19 protein-coding genes are annotated in these 18,730 nt (G+C 73.5%); 13 read left to right on the top strand and 6 right to left on the bottom strand.

Annotated elements, in window-relative coordinates; genetic code table 11:
• Positions 1-28: 28 nt before the first annotated feature.
• Positions 29-379 carry a holo-ACP synthase gene (locus tag H9640_RS14730; protein WP_191791501.1) on the top strand — a complete coding sequence of 117 codons (351 nt, stop codon included), beginning with the start codon at positions 29-31 and terminating at the stop codon, positions 377-379.
• A 127-nt stretch (positions 380-506) separates the two neighbouring features.
• Here H9640_RS14730 and H9640_RS14725 read toward each other — a convergent pair whose 3' ends face one another.
• Positions 507-1,559: an LLM class F420-dependent oxidoreductase gene (locus H9640_RS14725; protein ID WP_191791499.1), complete on the bottom strand. Its 1,053-nt coding sequence runs from the start codon at positions 1,557-1,559 to the stop codon at positions 507-509.
• Between the two features lie 92 nt (positions 1,560-1,651).
• On the opposite strand from H9640_RS14725, the gene H9640_RS14720 reads away from it, so the two are divergent.
• From H9640_RS14720 to H9640_RS14685, 8 genes are all read left to right on the top strand, one after another.
• Positions 1,652-3,334, top strand: coding sequence for a bifunctional ADP-dependent NAD(P)H-hydrate dehydratase/NAD(P)H-hydrate epimerase (locus H9640_RS14720; RefSeq protein WP_191791497.1), 1,683 nt, complete (start codon positions 1,652-1,654; stop codon positions 3,332-3,334).
• Positions 3,335-3,397: 63 nt separating this feature from the next.
• Complete coding sequence (locus tag H9640_RS14715; protein WP_191791495.1) at positions 3,398-4,111, top strand: nucleoside/nucleotide kinase family protein; 714 nt, start codon at positions 3,398-3,400, stop codon at positions 4,109-4,111.
• 58 nt (positions 4,112-4,169) lie between these two features.
• Positions 4,170-5,168 carry a pseudouridine synthase gene (locus H9640_RS14710; protein WP_318243791.1) on the top strand — a complete coding sequence of 333 codons (999 nt, stop codon included), beginning with the start codon at positions 4,170-4,172 and terminating at the stop codon, positions 5,166-5,168.
• A gap of 134 nt (positions 5,169-5,302) precedes the next feature.
• On the top strand, positions 5,303-6,724 hold the full coding sequence (gene alr, locus H9640_RS14705; protein WP_404821903.1) for an alanine racemase: 1,422 nt from the start codon (positions 5,303-5,305) through the stop codon (positions 6,722-6,724).
• Positions 6,721-7,380, top strand: a complete 660-nt coding sequence (gene tsaE, locus H9640_RS14700; RefSeq protein WP_191791491.1) for a tRNA (adenosine(37)-N6)-threonylcarbamoyltransferase complex ATPase subunit type 1 TsaE — start codon at positions 6,721-6,723, stop codon at positions 7,378-7,380. The genes alr and tsaE overlap by 4 nt, the downstream gene beginning before the upstream one ends.
• A gap of 9 nt (positions 7,381-7,389) precedes the next feature.
• Positions 7,390-8,121 (top strand): tRNA (adenosine(37)-N6)-threonylcarbamoyltransferase complex dimerization subunit type 1 TsaB, encoded by a 732-nt coding sequence (gene tsaB / locus H9640_RS14695; RefSeq protein WP_191791489.1) that lies wholly within the window; start codon positions 7,390-7,392, stop codon positions 8,119-8,121.
• Complete coding sequence (gene rimI, locus H9640_RS14690) at positions 8,118-8,666, top strand: ribosomal protein S18-alanine N-acetyltransferase (protein ID WP_191791487.1); 549 nt, start codon at positions 8,118-8,120, stop codon at positions 8,664-8,666. The genes tsaB and rimI overlap by 4 nt, the downstream gene beginning before the upstream one ends.
• A complete protein-coding gene (locus tag H9640_RS14685; protein ID WP_191791485.1) occupies positions 8,663-9,520 on the top strand; it encodes a sulfurtransferase in 858 nt (285 codons plus the stop codon). Before rimI ends, H9640_RS14685 begins: the two co-directional genes overlap by 4 nt.
• 45 nt (positions 9,521-9,565) lie before the next feature.
• On the opposite strand, the gene H9640_RS14680 is transcribed toward H9640_RS14685, so the two are convergent.
• Positions 9,566-10,207 (bottom strand): malonic semialdehyde reductase, encoded by a 642-nt coding sequence (locus tag H9640_RS14680; protein ID WP_191791483.1) that lies wholly within the window; start codon positions 10,205-10,207, stop codon positions 9,566-9,568.
• A 165-nt stretch (positions 10,208-10,372) separates the two neighbouring features.
• Here H9640_RS14680 and tsaD point away from each other — a divergent pair, with 165 nt between their 5' ends.
• Complete coding sequence (tsaD, locus tag H9640_RS14675) at positions 10,373-11,443, top strand: tRNA (adenosine(37)-N6)-threonylcarbamoyltransferase complex transferase subunit TsaD (RefSeq protein ID WP_191791481.1); 1,071 nt, start codon at positions 10,373-10,375, stop codon at positions 11,441-11,443.
• A 42-nt stretch (positions 11,444-11,485) separates the two neighbouring features.
• Here the strand turns inward: tsaD and H9640_RS14670 are convergent, their stop codons facing one another.
• The 3 genes from H9640_RS14670 to H9640_RS14660 form a co-directional block, all read right to left on the bottom strand.
• Positions 11,486-12,235, bottom strand: coding sequence for a class I SAM-dependent methyltransferase (locus H9640_RS14670; RefSeq protein ID WP_191791480.1), 750 nt, complete (start codon positions 12,233-12,235; stop codon positions 11,486-11,488).
• A gap of 67 nt (positions 12,236-12,302) precedes the next feature.
• Entirely contained in the window at positions 12,303-13,439 is a 1,137-nt protein-coding gene (locus H9640_RS14665) for a glutamate--cysteine ligase (RefSeq protein ID WP_138825488.1), read from the bottom strand.
• Between the two features lie 3 nt (positions 13,440-13,442).
• On the bottom strand, positions 13,443-14,741 hold the full coding sequence (locus H9640_RS14660; protein WP_191791478.1) for a class I SAM-dependent methyltransferase: 1,299 nt from the start codon (positions 14,739-14,741) through the stop codon (positions 13,443-13,445).
• 203 nt (positions 14,742-14,944) lie between these two features.
• Between H9640_RS14660 and groES the strand changes: the two genes are divergently transcribed.
• A complete protein-coding gene (gene groES, locus H9640_RS14655) occupies positions 14,945-15,241 on the top strand; it encodes a co-chaperone GroES (RefSeq protein WP_030151887.1) in 297 nt (98 codons plus the stop codon).
• A 213-nt stretch (positions 15,242-15,454) separates the two neighbouring features.
• Here groES and H9640_RS14650 read toward each other — a convergent pair whose 3' ends face one another.
• The gene (locus H9640_RS14650) at positions 15,455-15,742 is read right to left on the bottom strand and encodes a WhiB family transcriptional regulator (RefSeq protein WP_030151886.1); all 288 of its coding nucleotides are present in this window, start codon (positions 15,740-15,742) and stop codon (positions 15,455-15,457) included.
• A gap of 211 nt (positions 15,743-15,953) precedes the next feature.
• On the opposite strand from H9640_RS14650, the gene H9640_RS14645 reads away from it, so the two are divergent.
• Both H9640_RS14645 and guaB read left to right on the top strand, forming a co-directional pair.
• Positions 15,954-17,099 carry a MerR family transcriptional regulator gene (locus tag H9640_RS14645; RefSeq protein WP_191791476.1) on the top strand — a complete coding sequence of 382 codons (1,146 nt, stop codon included), beginning with the start codon at positions 15,954-15,956 and terminating at the stop codon, positions 17,097-17,099.
• Between the two features lie 105 nt (positions 17,100-17,204).
• The gene (gene guaB / locus H9640_RS14640) at positions 17,205-18,728 is read left to right on the top strand and encodes an IMP dehydrogenase (protein WP_138825480.1); all 1,524 of its coding nucleotides are present in this window, start codon (positions 17,205-17,207) and stop codon (positions 18,726-18,728) included.
• The last annotated feature ends 2 nt before the right edge of the window (positions 18,729-18,730 follow it).

Genomic DNA, 18,730 nt, shown 5'->3' with positions numbered 1-18,730 from the left:
GGCCGGCGCCAGCGCATAGGGTGAGCGCATGATCATCGGGGTGGGTATCGACGTGGTCGACGTCGCGCGGTTCATGGACACGCTCGAACGCACGCCGCGCCTGCGCGAAAAGCTGTTCACCCCGGCCGAGCGGGACCTGCCCCCCTCGTCGCTCGCGGCCCGGTTCGCCGCCAAGGAGGCCATCGCGAAGGCGCTCGGTGCGCCCGGCGGCATGCGCTGGCAGGACGCGACGGTGCACCGGGTCGTCGGGGGAGCGCCCCAGGTCGAGATCTCGGGGACGGTCCAGGCGCGGGCCACGGAGCTGGGTATCGCGACGTTCCACCTGTCGATCTCGCACGACGCGGGGATCGCGTCGGCCATGGTGGTCGCGGAGGGCTGAGGGGTCCGCCGTCGAGCATGCGGTTCGTGTCGGTCGACCATGCGGTTGGCGTCGTGAAACACGTCGAGACGAACGCCAACCGCATGCTCGGCACCGAGCCTGCCGCCGGCACGGGCCAGAGTGCGGCTCAGCCCTGCAGGGCCGGGATGACCTCGCGCTCGAACAGCTCGAGGCCGGTGCGGTCGTACGCGGCCTCCGCGAAGTACGTGATCGCGTACGTCATGCCCGCGCCCTCGAGCTTGCGCAGGTTCTCGACGATCTGCTCGGGCGTACCGACGAGCGGGCCCGAGCGGAAGTCGGCCACGGTCTCCTCGGCCTTCGCGGGGACGGTCTTGGCGTAGTGCTCGCCGATCCACCGCAGGCGGTCCTCGACGTCGGCCTCGGTCGCCCCGATGACCACGTTGTAGTTGGACGAGCGCGTGATCTCCTCGAAGGGGCGCCCGATCGCCTCGCAGTGCCCGCGCAGCACCTCCGACTTGTGCGTGAAGTCCTCGAGCCGGCCGTCGAAGTTCGTGTACTGCGCGTGCTGGGCCGCGATGCGCAGCGTCTTCTTCTCGCCGCCGCCCGCGATCCACAGCGGGATGCTCGGGGCGTCGGCGCCGTCCGGCCCCACGCCGTCGAGGACCTGGAGAGGCTGCGGGTGGCACAGTGCGCCGTCGACCTGGAAGTACGTGCCGTCGAGTGTCGCGGATCCCGTGCGCCACATCTGCTCCATGACCTGCACGCCCTCGTCGAGCGCGCCCAGGCGCGCGCCCGCGCCGGGGAAGCCGTAGCCGTAGGCACGCCACTCGTGCTCGTACCAGCCGGCGCCGATGCCCATCTCGGTGCGGCCGCCGCTCACGATGTCGACGGTCGCGGCGACCTTCGCGAGGTAGGCGGGGTTGCGGTAGGCGATGCACGTGCACATCTGGCCCAGACGCACGCGCTCGGTCGATGCGGCGAACGCGGCCATGAGCGTCCAGGCTTCGTGCGTGGCCTCGCCCGTGGGCTCGGGCACGGTGTGGAAGTGGTCGTAGACCCACGCCGACTCCCACGCGTGGCGCGCACCCGGGAGGCGCTCGCCGGCCAGTGCGGTGTCCGCGTGGCGCGCGAGGGAGCGCATGGTCTCCCACTGCTCGGAAGGGTCGATGCCGACGAGGTCCTGGCGCCAGCCTTGCGGGATGAAGAGTCCGAATCGCATGGTCGCCAATCTAGCCCGGGAGACCGCGGGCGCGCCGGGTCCGGTGCGCCGGTGGTCCGGCGGGGAGCGTGGCGGCGGGGCAGGATGGGCCCATGATCGAAGCGTTCACCGCCGCCCAGGTCCGCGCCGCGGAGGAGCCGCTGCTCGACCGCGGGGTCCCGCTCATGGAACGGGCCGCGTTCGCGCTCGCGACCGTCGTGGCGCAGGACCTTCGGCGCGGCCCGCACAGCGGGACGCCCGACGGCGCAGCGCGACCTCGGCGCGTGACCGGTCGAGGTGTGGTGCTCCTCGTGGGCTCGGGCAACAACGGCGGCGACGCCCTGTTCGCGGGGGCGTACCTGGCGCGGCGCGGTGTCGCGGTCGAGGCGGTCTGCACGAGCGAGCACCCGCACGCCGAGGGGGTGGCGGCCCTGCGTCGCGCGGGCGGGAGGGTGCTCGACCTGACGGCACCGGCCGTGCGCGCTCGCTGGTCGCAGGTCCTGGACACGGTCCTCGCGGCCGACGTGGTCGTCGACGGGCTGGTAGGGATCGGCGCGAGCGGGGCGCTGCGTGGCCTGGCAGGGGAGCTGGTCGGGGCTCTCGTGGACGAGCGGTCGCGGCGGACGCGCAGGGCTGTGGGGCGGGTGCCTTCGGCCGGGTCGGGGAACGGGGGCCCGTGGGTCGTCGCGGTCGACACGCCGAGCGGCATCGGGGTCGACGACGGCTCGGTCCCCGGGCCGGTGCTCCCCGCCGACCGGACGGTCACGTTCGGCGCGCTCAAGCCCGGGCTGCTGCTGCCCCCCGCGACGCATCTCGCCGGGGTCGTGACGCTCGTCGACGTCGGGCTCGAGGACGTCGGTGGTGCGCGCGGCCCGGTGGTGCGGCGCCTCGAGCGCGCCGACGTCGCTCGCCTGTGGCCCGTCCCCGGTCCGACCGACCAGAAGTACACGCGCGGTGTCCTGGGCGTCGTCGCCGGCACGCCCACCTTCCCGGGCGCGGCGGTCCTGGCCGTCACGGCGGCGGTCCGCGCGGGCGCGGGCATGGTCCGCTATCGCGGGCCCGACGACGTCGCTCACGTCGTCGTCTCGGCGCGCCCCGAGGCCGTGCCCGCCGAGGGCAGGGTGCAGGCGTGGGCGCTCGGCTCGGGGATCCCGGCGGCGGAGGAGCGAGGTGGCGCACGGGACAGCGGCGGGAACGGAGACGGCGAGCAGAGCGCGGACGCCGGGCAGCACGAGCGGACCCGGTACGCGCTCGCAATCGCGTGCGGGGTGCTGGCCGAGGACGTGGCGGGACCGCGGGTACCGGCCGCGGTCGACGCCGGGGCCCTGTCGCTGCTCCCGGACCGCTGTCCGGCGTCGGTCGTCCTGACGCCGCACGCGGGGGAGCTCGCGGCGCTCCTGCGAGCGCGGGGCGAGGACGTCGACCGCGCGGGCGTCGAGGCAGAGCCGGTGCGCTGGGCGCGCAGGGCGCACGACCTCACGGGCGCGACCGTGCTGCTCAAGGGGGCGGCGACCGTGGTGGTCGGTCCGGCCGGGGCGTGGTCGCAGGCCGACGGACCCGCGTGGCTCGCGACGGCCGGGGCAGGAGACGTCCTCACGGGTCTTCTGGGTGCCCTGCTGGCGGCGTACAGCGAGCGTGTGGTGCAGGAGCCCGGCCTGGCGGCAGAGCTCGCTGCTGCGGCTGCTACGGTCCACGGGTGGGCGGGCGCCCGGGCGAACCCGGGGGGACCCGTCGCGGCGCTGGACGTCGCAGAGGCGCTGCCGGGCGTGGTCGCGGAGCTGCTCCGCCGAGGGTGACGGTCTCAGCCGCCGAGGGCTACACGCGAGCCCGCCGAGGGTGACGAGACGAGAGGGCGACGCATGCCGATCGAGGGTGAGCAGGTCGTGGTCGAGGGTGACGTCGCGGCTGCCCTCGCGGCGCGGTGCCGGTCGCTCGTCGACACGGCACGGCGTGCGCAGGGACCGGGCGGTCCCGTGCGGGTGCTCGTCGGGATCGCGGGTGCGCCGGGAGCCGGCAAGTCGACGCTCGCCGGCGAGGTCCTCGCGTCGCTCGCGCACCCGGTCTCCGGGGCGCCGGCGGTGCGCGCCGTCGTCGTGCCGATGGACGGGTTCCACCTCGCCGACGTGGAGCTCGGGCGACTGGGGCGCCGCGACCGGAAGGGGGCACCGGACACGTTCGACGCGCACGGCTTCGTGGCGCTCCTCGAACGGCTCCGGTCGCCGCGCCCGGGAGCCACGGTCTACGCCCCGGCGTTCGACCGGGACCTCGAGGAGCCCGTCGCCGGGTCGATCCCCGTGACGCCCGACGTCGAGCTCGTGCTCACGGAGGGCAACTACCTGCTGCTCGGCGAGGGCCACGACGAGGGGCGCTGGAACGCGGTACGCGGACTCCTCGACGAGGTGTGGTTCGTGGAGCTTCCCGACGAGACCCGGGTCGAGCGTCTCGTGGCCCGCCACGTCCGGCACGGCAGGTCGCTCGCTGCCGCGCGGGACTGGGTGCTCGGCTCCGACGAGACCAACGCCCGGCTGGTGGCCTCGACGCGGGACCGGGCCGACGTCGTCGTGCATCCCTGAGCACCGCCCCCGTCCCGCGCGGACACCCTGCTCGGGGGCAACGGCTACCGTGGTGGCCGTGCCCACCCCGACGACCCCCCGTGTCCCGCCGCGTCGCCGACGGATCCCGTTCCAGCCGCTGCCCGTGCGGGACGGGCTCAACGCGACGCGCGTCGTCCTGCCGGGGAACGGTGACGGCAGCGAGGGGGCGCCCCGGTGGGAGACCGTCCTCGACCACCTGATCCACCGCTTCCCCGACGACGAGCCGCGCCTGCGGGAGAAGGTCGACGCGGGCGAGGTCGTCGACCACCTGGGGCGACCCGTGACCGCCGAGACGCCCTTCGCGCAGCACGCGCGCGTCTTCCTCTACCGGGACCCGCCCGTCGAGACGCGTGTACCTTTCGAGATCGAGATGCTGTACCAGGACGACGACCTGGTCGTGGTCGACAAGCCGCACTTCCTGGCGAGCATCCCGCGGGGGGCGTTCATCGCGGAGTCCGCGCTCGTGCGGCTGCGCCGAGACCTCGACCTGCCCGAGCTCTCGCCCGCCCACCGCCTCGACCGCGTCACCGGCGGGGTCCTGGTACTGACCGTACGACCCGAGGTCCGCGGTCCGTACCAGACGCTCTTCGCCGAGCGTCGCGTGACCAAGGTCTACGAGGCCGTCGCGGGCGTCGACCCGGGGCTCGAGCTCCCGCGCGTCGTGCGCAGCCGCATCCACAAGGAGCGCGGCGTCATGCGTGCGTTCGAGGTGCCCGGCGAGCCGAACTCCGAGAGCCTCGTCGAGCTCCTGGACACCCGGGAGGTCACGGTCGGCTCGGGTCAGGGGGAACCCAGCACGCTCGGCCTCTACCGCCTGACGCCGCACACCGGCAAGACCCACCAGCTCCGGCTGCACATGAACTCGCTCGGTCTGCCGATCCTGCACGACAACTTCTACCCGACGTTCTACGACGTGCGCCCCGACGACTTCGGTCGGCCCCTCCAGCTCGTCTCACGCTCGATCGAGTTCGTCGACCCCCTCAGCGGGAAGCAGCGGCGGTTCGAGACCACGCGCCCCCTCCAGGAGTGGCCCTAGGTCCGCCGGCGTCACCGTCGGCGGGGGTGCGGTCACCCTCGACGGGGGTTGCGGTCGCCGTCGGCGGGGAGATGCGTCACCGTCGGCGGTGCCCCCGCAGGCGGGTGAAGGAACCGGTGAGAGAATCGGTGACCGTGAGCCCCTTCAGCGACCCCAGGCACGGATCCGCGGACGACGTCACCCCTCTCACGGCGGCCGGTGCCCCACGCCCCGCCGACTACTTCCCCGCGCGCGCGGTGATCGACCTGGGCGCGATCCGCTCGAACGTCGAGGCGCTCGCGTCCCGCGCGAGCACCGCGCAGGTCATGGCCGTCGTCAAGGCCGACGCGTACGGTCACGGCCTGCTGCCGAGCGCCCGCGCGGCGCTCGCGGGCGGTGCCACGTGGCTCGGCACGGCCCAGGTCTCCGAGGCGCTCGCGCTGCGCGCCGCGGGTGTCCGCCCCGACCAGGCGCGCATCCTGACGTGGCTGTACGCGCCGGGCGCACCGCTCCAGGCGCTGGTCGAGGCCGAGATCGACGTCTCGGTCGCCTCGGTGTGGGCCCTCCAGGAGCTCGCCGAGGCGGCGCGCGCGGCCGGTCGCCCGGCCCGCGCGCACCTCAAGATCGACACGGGGCTGGGCCGCAACGGGATCATGCCGGACCAGCTTCCTGCGGCGCTCGACGCCGCGCTGCGGGCCGAGGCCGAGGGCGTGCTGAGCGTCGTCGGGATCTGGTCGCACTTCGCGTTCGCGGACGAGCCCGAGCACCCGACCGTCCTGCGCCAGGTCGAGGTCTTCGACGACGCGGTCCGCACGGCCGAGAGCGCGGGCGCCCGGTTCGAGGTGCGCCACCTCGCGAACTCCGCGGCGACCCTGACGAACCCGCGCGTGCACTACGACCTCGTCCGTCCGGGTCTCGCGGTGTACGGCCTCTCGCCGGTCCCGCAGCTCGGGACGCCCGACGACTTCGGCCTGACCCCGGCCATGACGCTCGAGGCCGAGCTCGCGACGGTCAAGCGCGTCCCGGAGGGCCAGGGCGTGTCGTACGCGCACGCCTACACGACGTCGCAGGCGACGGTCCTCGGCGTGGTGCCCCTGGGGTACGCGGACGGCATCCCGCGGCACGCGTCGGGTGCGCTGCCCGAGCGGCCGGGCGGGCCGGTGCTGGTCGGCGGCCCGGTCGACGAGGCGGGCGGGGTCGACGGCACGGGCCGCGTCCTGCACGTCGCGGGGCGGGTCTGCATGGACCAGTTCGTGCTGGACCTGGGCCCGTACGCCGCAGAGCAGGCCGGTGACGTCGTGACGCTGTTCGGACCCGGCACGGGCCTCGCGCGCGGCGGAGCGCCGACCGCCGAGGACTGGGCGCTGGCCGCCGGGACCATCAGCTACGAGATCACGACGCGCCTGGGGGCCCGCGTACCGCGCGTCTACCGGGACGGCGGTGCGTCGGGCCCGACGGCGGATCTCACCACCGGTGCGTCCGGCGCCCTCGGGACGCCTGCCGCAGCGCGGCCGGACCGCGCACAGGACCACACGCTGCGTGAGCGCACGCACGACGACCAGGAGTGGCTGTCATGACCGACCTGACCTTCGACCTGCCCGACGCGGACGCGACCCGCGCGTTCGGCCTGGCGCTGGCGCGCGAGCTGCGTGCGGGGGACCTCGTGATGCTCACGGGCGACCTGGGCGCGGGCAAGACGACGCTGACGCAGGGCATCGGCACGGGGCTGGGGGTGCGCGGCCAGGTCGCGTCGCCGACCTTCATCATCGCGCGCGTCCACCCTCCGCTCGCGGACGGCCCGTACCTGGTCCACGTCGACGCCTACCGGCTCGGCTCGCTCGACGAGGTCGAGGCCCTCGACCTCGACGCAAGCCTCGACGAGTCGGTCACGGTCGTCGAGTGGGGGCAGGACCTCGTGGAGTCGCTCGCGGAGGACCGCCTGGAGATCACGATCGAGCGCCCCCGGGGTGGTGTCGACACGTCTGCCACGGGCGAGGCGTCCCGGTCCGGCGAGACCGACGAGCCGATCGACCCGGACGACGAGGACGAGTCGCCCGAGGCCGGCGTCCGGCACGTGACCGTGCGGGCCCTGGGCGACCGGTGGGCCGAGGTCGCTCGCCTCGCCGACGGGCTGCGTGCGGCGGTCGAGGCCGCTGCGGAGCACGCCGCTGCGGACCCGGCCGCCGGTGGCTCGGCCCAGGACCTGGCCGCGCACCGGCCTACGGATCAGTAGGCTGGGACCGTGGCAGTTCTCGCGCTCGATACGTCAGCCGCCGTCGCGGTCGCCCTCGTCGGGGACGGCGGTGAACGGCTCGCTGTGCGCTCGGCGGACGAGCGCCGTCGGCACGCCGAGACCCTGGCCCCGCTCATCAGCGAGGTGCTCGCCGAGGCCGGGGTGGACCGTACCGCTCTGACGGCCGTCGTCGCGGGTACGGGACCTGCACCCTTCACGGGCCTGCGGGTCGGGCTGGTCACGGCGCGCACTCTCGCGCTGTCGCTCGGCATCCCGGCGTTCGGTGTCTCGGGGCTCGACGCGATCGCCGCGCAGGCCGTGAGCGACCTGGGGCTGACCCCGGGCGAGGAGGTCCTCGCGACGGCCGACGCGCGTCGGCGCGAGGTCTACTGGGCGCGCTACCGCGTGGTGGCGTACGAGGGACCGCACGCGACGCCGGTCGTCGAGCTCGTCGCCGGCCCGGACGTGGGGCCGGCCGCAGGACTGGCCGACCAGGCCGAGGGTGCCGTGGTCGTGGGTGAGGGCGCCGCGCTCTACCCCGATGACCTGCCGCTCGCGGAGGACGCCCCCCTCGTCCCCGACGCGGTCGTGCTGGCGCGGCTCGCGATCGCGCGCAGGGACGCAGGCCTCGACCAGCCCACCGAGCCGCTGTACCTGCGCCGCCCGGACGTCCAGGAGCCCGCGGCCCGCAAGCGCGCGACCGACGCCCCTGCGGCGGACCGGAAGGCGAGCGGGGCGTGAGCGCCCACTACGAGGTCAAGCTGCGTCCGCTGCGCGCGGCGGACCTGCCGCGCGTCGTGCGCCTCGAGCAGGAGCTGTTCGGCCCGAGCGCCTGGACGTACGGGATGCTGGCCGAGGAGCTCGGCGCGCTGGGCCGCTGGTACGTCGCGGCCGAGCCCGTCCGGATCTACGCGGCCGGACCCCAGGAGCTCGTCGGCTACGCGGGGCTGTGGTTCGACGGCGACGTCACGCAGATCATGACGATCGGGGTGGACCCGCAGTACCACCACCTGGGCATCGGGTCGGTGCTCCTGACGGCGCTGATCGACCGTTCGCGCCAGGTGGGCGCGAGCGCGGTCCTGCTGGAGGTCGCGGTCGACAACGACGCGGCGCTGGCCATGTACGGCAAGTTCGGCTTCGAGCAGCTCGGCATCCGCAAGCGGTACTACCAGCCGGAGGACGTCGACGCCTACACGATGCGCCTCGAGCTGACAGACGACTCCGTCGAGACCGCTCCCGCGGCCGGCGAGAGGGACGCGCTCCCGGACGAGCCGGGCGTCGCGTGAGCGCTCGGGACGCGGTGCTCGTCTCGGCGCGGGCGCTGCACGACGAGCTCGCCGCGGGCACGGGTGACCTGGTCCTGCTCGACGTCCGCTGGGCGCTCGGCGTGACCGACGGCCACGAGCAGTACCTCGCGGGGCACCTGCCCGGCGCGGTGTTCGTGGACCTGGAGACCGAGCTCGCGGCTCCGCCGTCACCGGCGCGGGGCCGCCACCCGCTGCCGGACCTCGCCGACCTCCAGGCCGCGTGCCGCCGCTGGGGCGTGCGCGCGGGGTCGCGCGTGGTCGCGTACGACGCCGTGGGGGCCACGTCGGCCGCGCGCGCGTGGTGGCTGCTGCGCTGGGCTGGCCTCGCGGACGTCCGCCTGCTCGACGGGGGACTGGGCGCCTGGACCGCCGCGGGCCTGGCCCTCGAGACGGGCGAGGTGGTCCCGGTCCCGGGCGACGTCGTGCTGTCCCAGGGCGCGCTCCCCACGCTCACGCCCGACGACGCGGCGGACCTGGCGTCGTCGGGCGACGGACTGCTCCTGGACGCGCGGGCGGGCGAACGCTTCCGGGGCGAGGTCGAGCCCGTGGACCCGCGCGCGGGACACGTCCCGGGCGCGGTGAGCGCGCCGACGAGCGCCAACCTGGGACCCGACGGGCGCTTCCTCGACGAGGCCGCGCTGCGCGAGCGCTTCGCGGACCTGGGCGTGCAGCGCGGCGCGCGTCGGCAGGTCGGCGTGTACTGCGGGTCGGGCGTCACGGCCGCGCACGAGGTCGCGGCCCTCGCGACGATCGGGGTCGACGCCGCGCTGTACGCGGGATCGTGGTCGCAGTGGTCGAACGACGAGACCCGCCCGGTGGCCACGGGGGCCTGACCGGACGGGTCTCGGGGACGTGCTGGGCGGTCGCCTCAGAGGGTCTCAGAGGGTCTCGGAGGCCTGGTCGAACGTGAGGCGCGTCTGGCGCGGGTACGTCGCGCCCTCGCCGGCCGGGGTGCCGACGTTGATGACGACGAGCGACTTCCAGCCGTTCTCGCCGAAGAACTCGGCGTCGATGCCCGCGGCGTCGAACCCGCCCATGGGGCCGACGTGCAGACCGGCGGCGCGCAGGCCCACGATGAAGTAGCCGACCTGGATCAGCGCGGACGTGCGGGACATGCCCGCGCGGGTCTCGACACCGGCAGCCTCGAAGTTCTCCTTGGCGCCCTCCATGTGCGGGGCGAGGACCGGGAGGTACTCGTGGAAGTTGGGGTCGGCCGCGGCGACGATCGTGAGCGGGGCCGCGAGGGTCTTGGCCTTGTTGCCGTCGGCCATGTGCTCGACGAGGCGCGCACGGGCCTCGGGGTCGCGGACCACGAGGAGGCGCAGCGGCACGGTGTTCATGGCGGTCGGGCCCCAGCGGACCAGGTCGTAGGCGGCCTGGATCTTCTCGTCGGGCACCGCCTCGTCCTCGAAGGCGTGCACGGTCCGGGCCTCGCGGAACAGGAGGTCGGCGGTCGAGGCGTCGATCTCGAGCAGGTCGTCGAAGGCGGCGTCGATGGGGGTGAAGGTCTCGGTGCTCATGCCTCGGTCAACAGTTGAAGGATCAATCACCCTTCCCGCTCGGGGCCGTGACGTGCGACACATCCGGTCCGGGGCGCCCGGCCACGTGCTGGTCAGGGCGCGTCCCCGCGGTCCCCGTGCGGCGCCGCGCACGACGACCGCCGCCACGCGACTACGCTGGGAACCATGGTTTCTGGCGGTTCCTCTGACACCCTCGGCGCGCCCCTGGTCCTCGGCATCGAGTCGTCCTGCGACGAGACGGGCGTCGCGCTCGTGCGCGGGCGCGAGCTTCTCGTCGACGCGGTCGCGAGCTCCATGGACGAGCACGCCCGCTACGGCGGCATCATCCCCGAGGTCGCCTCGCGCGCCCACCTCGAGGCGATGATCCCCACGATCCAGCGCGCGCTGGGCGAGGCCGACGTCGACCTGTCCGAGATCGACGCGATCGCCGTGACGGCAGGGCCCGGTCTCGTGGGGCCGCTCACGATCGGCGCGTCGGCCGCCAAGGCCCTGTCGATCGGCCTGAACAAGCCGCTCTACGGCGTGAACCACGTGATCGGCCACGCCGCCGTGGACGAGCTCGTCCACGGCGAGCTCCCGGAGCGCGTCATGGCGCTCGTGGTCTCGGGCGGGCACTCCTCGCTGCTCCTGGTCGACGACATCGCGACCGACGTGACCGAGCTCGGCTCGACGCTCGACGACGCCGCCGGCGAGGCCTTCGACAAGGTCGGCCGCCTGCTCGGCCTGCCCTACCCGGGCGGTCCGCACATCGACCGCCTCGCGCGCGAGGGCGACCCGACCGCGATCCGGTTCCCGCGCGGCCTCACGGCCCGCAAGGACCAGGAGAAGCACGCGTACGACTTCTCGTTCTCGGGGCTCAAGACCGCGGTGGCACGGTGGGTCGAGGCCCGCACCGACAGCGGCCTCGAGGTGCCCCTGAACGACGTCGCGGCCTCCTTCGCCGAGGCCGTCGCCGACGTCCTCACGGCCAAGACCATCGCGGCCTGCCAGCGGCACGGCGTCGAGACCCTCGTGGTCGGCGGTGGGTTCAGCGCCAACTCCCAGCTCCGCGACATGGCCGCCAAGCGCTGCGCCGAGGCCGGGATCGACCTGCGCATCCCACCGATCCGCTACTGCACCGACAACGGCGCGATGATCGCCGCGCTCGGGTCCGCCGTCGTCCGGGCCGGTGTGGCGCCGTCGGGCCTGGACATCCCCGTCGACTCGTCAATGCCGCTCACGACCGTCTCGGTCTGAGCCAGGACCTGCGCAGACCGGCGCGCTGACGCGTGCCGCGCCTCAGCGCGCAGGGCGCAGCAGGAACGTGAACTCGTCGGCGTCCGCCGCGGCGTGGTGCCCGTCCTCGTCCTGGACGGCGACCGTCTCGAGGCCTGCCGCCGTGGCGAGCGCGCGGAACCCGTCCTGCGTGTACCAGTGGATCGTCCAGAGCCGCTCCTCCACCGTGCTCGCGCCGTCGAGCACCCGCTCGTAGCGCAGCGCGCTGCGCTGGGTCCGCGTGTGCTCGTCGCGCTCCTCGGCCACGACCCCGACCCGCAGGACGGCGCCGTCCTCGCGCGTCGTCTCGCGAGGGACGCCCACCGCCTCGGGGGGAGTGGGGGACGGGACGAAGAGCGGGACCAGGGCGGTCCCGTCCTCGGTCAGGTGGGACCGGATGCCGCGCAGCGCCGCGAGTGCCGTGTCGTCGTCGGGCAGGAGGCAGAACGTGGGGCCCGCGAGGAAGATCGAACGGTACGTGTGCGGCAGGTCGAGGGACTCCATGCGCTGGTGGTGGAGCGTGACGTCGAGCCCCTGGACGGCCGCGAGCTCGCGGCACCGCTCGAGCATGTCGGCCGACGAGTCCACACCCTCGACGTCCAGGCCCAGCGAGCGCAGGACCAGGAGCGGGTCCCCGTCGCCGCAGCCCAGCTCGAGGGCCGGCTCGCCCGAGTCGAGCACGAAGCGCGCGTAGCGCTCCGGGTCCTCGTAGCCCGACTTCAGGGGAGCGTAGAGCTCGGCGACGATGCCCGTGTAGAAGTCCGCAGGATCCATGCGTCCCATGGTCTCAGCAGGGGCAACGCAATATCCGGACCGGCGCGCGGGGACGCTGCAGGCCCTGTCAGAGCGGGCGGCCCGCCCGCATCTCCGCGACGAGCGCACGCACGACGGCATCGAGCTCGCCCCCGTTGCGCCGCGCCACGGCCCGCTGCCGCTGGTAGGAGGCGCCGCGGCGCAGGATGAGGCGCACGTCGTCGAGCTCGGCGAGGCACCCCAGACGGGCCGCGACGGGCTCGAGCTCGACGAGCAGCTTGCTCACCGCCTCGGTCACGAGCTCCTCGTTGCCCGCACGGTCGAGGATGATGATCGCGTCCATGCCGTAGCGCGCCGAGCGCCACTTGTTCTCCTGCGCGAACCACGCAGGGATCGTGGGGAGCTCCTTGCCCTCGTCGAGCAGCGTCGACAGGTGCTCGACCAGGCAGTGGTTGAGCGCGGCGAGCGCGAGGACCTCGGTCAGGTTGGTCGCGCCGTCGCAGATGCGCGTCTCGAGCGTGCCGAAGCGTGGGGACGGCCGCAGGTCCCAGCGGACCTCGTCGAACTGGTCGATCACGCCCGTGTGCATCATGTCGCCCACGTAGCCCTCGAGCTGCTCCCACGTCTCGAACTGGAAGCCCAGGCCCGCGGTCGGGAGCTGCTGGAACATGAGCGCACGGTTCGACGCGTAGCCCGTGTCCTTGCCGCCCCAGAACGGCGACGACGCCGAGAGCGACTGGAGGTGCGCGAAGTACCCCAGCATGGCGCGCGAGATGGGCAGCACCTTGGCGCGGTCCTCGATCCCGACGTGCACGTGCACGCCGTAGATGAGCATCTGCCGCCCCCACCACTGCGTGCGGTCGATGAGGGTCGCGTAGCGCTCCTTGTCCGTGACCTTCTGCTGGGCCCAGCGCGCGAACGGGTGCGTGCCCGCGCTCATGAGCTCGACGCGCAGGGGGTCGGTCAGGACGCGGATCTCCTCGATCGCGGCCTCGAGGTCGCGGCCGGCGTCGCCGACCGTGCGGCACACGCCGCTCACGACCTCGACCGTGTTGAGGAGCAGCTCCTGGCGGATGTGCGGGTGCTGGGTCCCGTCGGTGGGCTCGACGGCGTCCAGCACGGTCTGGGCGACCTGGCGCAGGTCGCCCGAGTCCTTGTCGACGAGCGCGAGCTCCCACTCGATGCCGACGGACGAGCGCTCGGACCGGGCGAAGGGAAGGTGCACCGATCAGCCCCTTTCTCCAGGCGTGGGGGAGTCGAGGACGCTCGTGCCGTCGGGCCGGGTCAACGGTTCGACGACCAGGACCTGCTGCGACCCGCCGACCCGGGTCAGGACGACGGTCGCCTCCGCGGTGCCGCGCAGGTCGAGCTGTTTGCGGAGCTGTTCCGGCACGACGGCCGTGCCTCGCTTCTTGATGGTCAGCCGCCCGACGCCCCGCTCGCGCAGGTACGCCTTGAGCTTCTTGAGGCTGAAGGGCATGACGTCCAGGACACGGTAGCCGGTCGCAAGATCAGCGCTGTCGGCGCTGCCCACGACCGCGCGCGGCGCGGGGTGGTCCGTCGTGACGTACGCGATGGTCCGGTCGAGCAGCCGCCCGCCCAGCTCCGCCGCGGCGTGGGCCACGAGCCCGGCGCGGATGACCGCGCCGTCGGGCTCGTACAGGTAGTGCCCGACGGCGCCGACGTCCGGCACGGGCTCGTCGTCGCCCTGGTCGTGGCGCAGGGTGCGCGAGGTCGTGCGGTGGTTGCCGTCGGCGTCGGTCGTGGTGCGCAGCACGAGGGCCGTGCGTCCGGGGCCGTCCGGGGCGAGGGGCCCGAACCAGAGTGCGGCCTCCACGACGTCGCCGTCGACCGAGACCCACTGGGTCTCGGCGTCGGCGGGCAGCCCCGCGTGCGGGATGCCAGGACCGACCTTGATCCCGACCGCGGGCACGACCGAGCGCAGCGCCCACACGTCGTCGAGCGGGGGAGCGTACGAGCGCGGGTCGAAGATCCGCGTGCCCGACCGCGTGCGCCGCGCCGGGTCGGCGAACACACCGTCGACGCCTTCCGCGACGAGGTCGATGCTCAGGCCGTCGGCGTGGCGGACCTCGGCCTCGGGGAAGTGGCGCAGGTTGACCGTCGCGATCGAGGCCGTGACCTCGTCGACGTCGGTCGCGAGGACCTGCAGGCCGGTCCCGGCGAAGGTCATGGAGTCCGCGCCGATGCCGCACGTCAGGTCGGCCACCTTGTTGACGCCGGCCGCGTGGTAGCGCTGTGCGTGGTGGGCCGCGACCACGAGCCGGGTCGCCTGCTCGAGACCGTCCTGGGTGAAGAGCATGCCGTCGGCGAACGCGTCGAACTTGAGGTGGGCCTTGGCGCGCAGGCGGGACTGGGTGAGGGCTGCCGCGGCGAGCTCGGGGTCGACGCCCTGGGCGCGCAGGCCGGTCGCGAGCACCATGGCCTGGCGCTCGTCGTAGGGCGGGAGTGCGCTGAGGAGCGACCATCCCGCCGGGCTGAGCAGCTTGGTCAGTGCCGACGCGTCCATGCATCGATCTTTCCACGCCCGGCGCGCGTTGGCACTCGCCTTGACCGAGTGCTAATGCGGACCTAGATTGAGCGTAGGTCGTCCGCACCTTCGGGTGAGGGCGACGAGAGCGACTCCCGCCGGTCCGGCACCCGCGACGACGGACGGCAGGCTGCGCTCGACACCTACCCGTTGCAGTTCTCACAGCGAAACGGAGGTCCGACGTGTCGGTCCCCATCAAGCCGCTCGAGGACCGGATCGTCGTGAAGGCCCTCGAGGCCGAGACCACGACCGCATCCGGCCTGGTCATTCCGGACACCGCCAAGGAGAAGCCCCAGGAGGGCGAGGTCCTGGCCGTTGGTCCGGGTCGTATCGACGACAACGGCAACCGCGTCCCGCTGGACGTCGTCGTCGGCGACAAGGTCATCTACAGCAAGTACGGCGGCACCGAGGTCAAGTACGGGGGCCAGGAGTACCTGGTGCTCTCCGCGCGCGACATCCTCGCCGTGGTCGTCTCCTGATCTTCTGATCACCGGCTGACGTCCAGCAGCTCTGCTGGTGACGAAGGGCCCCGCAACCTGTCGGTGGGGGGGCCCTTCGTCATGTCCGGTGCCGGCGGGATCTCGAGGCCGGCGCGGGCGCCGGGGACGTGTGGTGGATGCTGACGGGTGGTGCGGGGTGCTGCGCGGACGGCTCGCGTGCGCAGGCCGGGCGGGGCCCGGCCGGTCGGCAGGTCAGCCGGTCTTCGCGACGCCGGCCAGGATCGCGGCGCGCTCGTCCTCGCTGAGGCCGCCCCAGACCCCGTAGGGCTCGCGGACCTTGAGGGACTGCTCGCGGCACTGCATCATCACCGGGCACGAGGCGCAGATCGCCTTGGCCGCCTCGGCGCGTCGTCGTCGGGTCGAGCCTCGCTCGCCCTCCGGGTGGAAGAAGAGGGTGTCGTCCTGGTCGCGGCACGAACCCTGGTACTGCCATTCCCACAGTTCCATGACCGGTCCGGGGAGCCTCGAGATCTCTGTCATGCAGGACAACCTACAAGCGTTGCAGAAGTTGTTCAAGTGGCTGAGGTGGGCAACTTCGTGAACCGGTTCTGCGAGGTCTGCATCGATTTGGGCACGGAGTGGCGCGAACGGCACTCGTTTCACGCGTGGTTCAGCCATTCCGGGCATCACGGACTGAGACACGCCGCGTCCGAAGTGGCGAGCGACTGAACCGGTCGGCAGAATCGGGTGCATGAATTCACTCCGGTCCGCCCCGAACCCCGGCGGGCCCCGACGGAAGGCGACCGAGGCACCAGCTCTCGCCGTCGCGGCCGTTGCCAAGAGGCTGGGCGTCGCCCCGGCCACCCTCCGTACCTGGGACCGTCGCTACGGCCTCGGGCCCTCGGAGCACACCGCCGGCTCCCATCGCCGGTACACCGCCGACGACGTCGCGCGGCTCGTCATCATGCGTCGCCTGACGCTCGAGGGGGTCGCCCCCGTCGACGCAGCGCGTGCAGCCCTCGACGCGGACGAGGCCGAGCTGGCCCTCGAGAGCGACGCGGGCGACGCCGAGGCCGACGGCGCCGATGATGCCGACGGCGCTGATGACGCAGGGGGTGACCTGGAGGAAGGCCCCGCGCCCGGCGGCGGCTCGTCCCAGGCGACCGACACGCCCTCCGGCGGGGTGCGGCTGCTGCGCTCGGTGCCACGATCTGCCGACGACGAGCCCATCCGCCTGGGGGCGCCTCGTCTGACGAGCGTGTCCGACGTCGTGGACGCCGCCATCGCGTTCGACCAGAAGAAGTGCGACCAGCTCCTGCGTATCGCGCCCGGCACGGACCCGGGGCACTGGTGGTCGACGCTCGTCGAGCCCGCGCTGCACCGCATCGCCGAGCGGACGTTCCTCGCGTCCCCGGGCGAGATGCCCGAGGTCGTGTTCTCGAACGCGACCCTGGCCGCACTGCGCGAGTACACGCACGCGTCCGAGGAGGCGCTCGTCGCGGGAGGCGGTCCGCCGCCCAACCACCCGAGCCGCATGCGCCGCATCGTGCTGATCTTCGCCGCGCCCGGGGAGCAGGTGCCGCTCGCTGCGCACGCCCTGGCGGCGGCCCTCGGCGCCCAGGGGGCCATGGCTCGCATCGTCACGGGCTCGGCCACGGCGCACCGCTCGCTCGAGCTCGTCACCATGGTCCGCCCAGCGGCCATCGCCGTGGTGACGATGCAGCCCCGGCCGGTGCTCGACGTCGTGCACACCCTGCACGAGGCCAACCCGGACCTGCCGATCTTCGTCGGTCTCGCGAACGACGAGGCGGCGGCGAGCCTGCCCTACGCCTCGACGGTCCAGCGCGTGCGCAGCTTCACCGGTCTGCTCCACGAGGCCCTCGCCGTCGTACGGTGACCTGCGCCACGCGCACGCTCCCGGCCGTCACCCGGCCGTCCCCCGGTCGTCTCGGTGGCGGGACGGCCGGGAATATGCCCGAGGCCCTGAGCGTAGAATCTTGATGTGACCGACTCTCTCGCAGCCCCCGCACACGACCCCTTCGGCTTCACCGGACTGACGTACGACGACGTCCTCCTGCTCCCGAACGAGACGGACGTCATCCCGAGCGAGGTCGACACGACCGCCCGGCTGACGCGCGAGATCACCATGTCCGCACCGCTGCTCTCGGCGGCGATGGACACGGTGACCGAGTCGCGCATGGCGATCGCGATGGCCCGCCAGGGCGGGATCGGCATCATCCACCGCAACCTGTCGATCGAGGCGCAGGCCAAGGAGGTCGACCTCGTCAAGCGGTCCGAGTCCGGCATGATCACCGACCCGGTCACGGTCGGTCCGGAGGCCACGCTCGCCGAGCTCGACGCGCTGTGCGGTCAGTACCGGGTGTCCGGCCTGCCCGTCGTGGAGCCCGACGGCACGCTCGTCGGCATCATCACGAACCGGGACCTGCGGTTCGTCAACCCCGCGGACTTCGCCGAGCGGCGCGTGTTCGAGATCATGACCCCCATGCCCCTCGTGACGGCCCCGATCGGCATCGCGCGCGACGACGCGGCCGCGCTCCTGGCCAAGCACAAGATCGAGAAGCTCCCGCTCATCGACGCCGAGGGCCGGCTGGGCGGTCTCATCACCGTCAAGGACTTCGTCAAGACCGAGCAGTACCCGGGCGCGACCAAGGACGGCGAGGGTCGCCTGCGCGTCGGTGCGGCGATCGGGTTCTTCGGCGACGCGTGGGCTCGCGCGACGGCGCTCGCCGAGGCCGGCGTGGACGTCCTGGTCGCCGACACCGCGAACGGCCACGCACGCCTCCTGCTCGACATGATCCGCAAGCTCAAGGCGGACCCGGCGTTCAAGGACGTCCAGGTCGTCGGTGGCAACGTCGCGACCCGCGCGGGCGCGCAGGCGCTCGTCGACGCCGGAGCCGACGGCGTCAAGGTCGGCGTGGGCCCGGGCTCGATCTGCACGACCCGGGTCGTCGCGGGCGTCGGCGTCCCGCAGGTCACGGCCATCTACGAGGCCTCGCTCGCGTGCCGCCCGGCCGGCGTGCCGGTCATCGGCGACGGCGGCCTGCAGTACTCGGGCGACATCGCGAAGGCGCTCGTCGCGGGTGCGGACACGGTCATGCTCGGCTCGCTCCTCGCGGGCTGCGACGAGAGCCCCGGTGACCTCGTGTTCGTCAACGGCAAGCAGTACAAGCTCTACCGCGGCATGGGCTCGATCGGGGCCATGGCCTCGCGCGGCAAGAAGGTGTCGTACTCCAAGGACCGCTACTTCCAGGCGGACGTCGCGAGCGACGACAAGATCGTCCCCGAGGGCATCGAGGGGCAGGTGCCCTACCGTGGCCCGCTCGGCGCGGTCGCCCACCAGCTCGTCGGGGGCCTGCACCAGTCGATGTTCTACGTCGGCGCGCACACGATCCCGCAGCTCCAGGAGCGCGGCAAGTTCGTGCGCATCACGCCGGCCGGGCTCAAGGAGTCGCACCCGCACGACATCCAGATGACGGTCGAGGCTCCCAACTACACGGGGCGCTGACC

It is taken from the genome of Oerskovia gallyi (genome assembly GCF_014836745.1).
GTDB lineage: Bacteria > Actinomycetota > Actinomycetes > Actinomycetales > Cellulomonadaceae > Oerskovia > Oerskovia paurometabola.
Note: the sequence above shows the minus strand (reverse complement) of the source record. Positions and strands in the feature narration are given on the sequence as shown.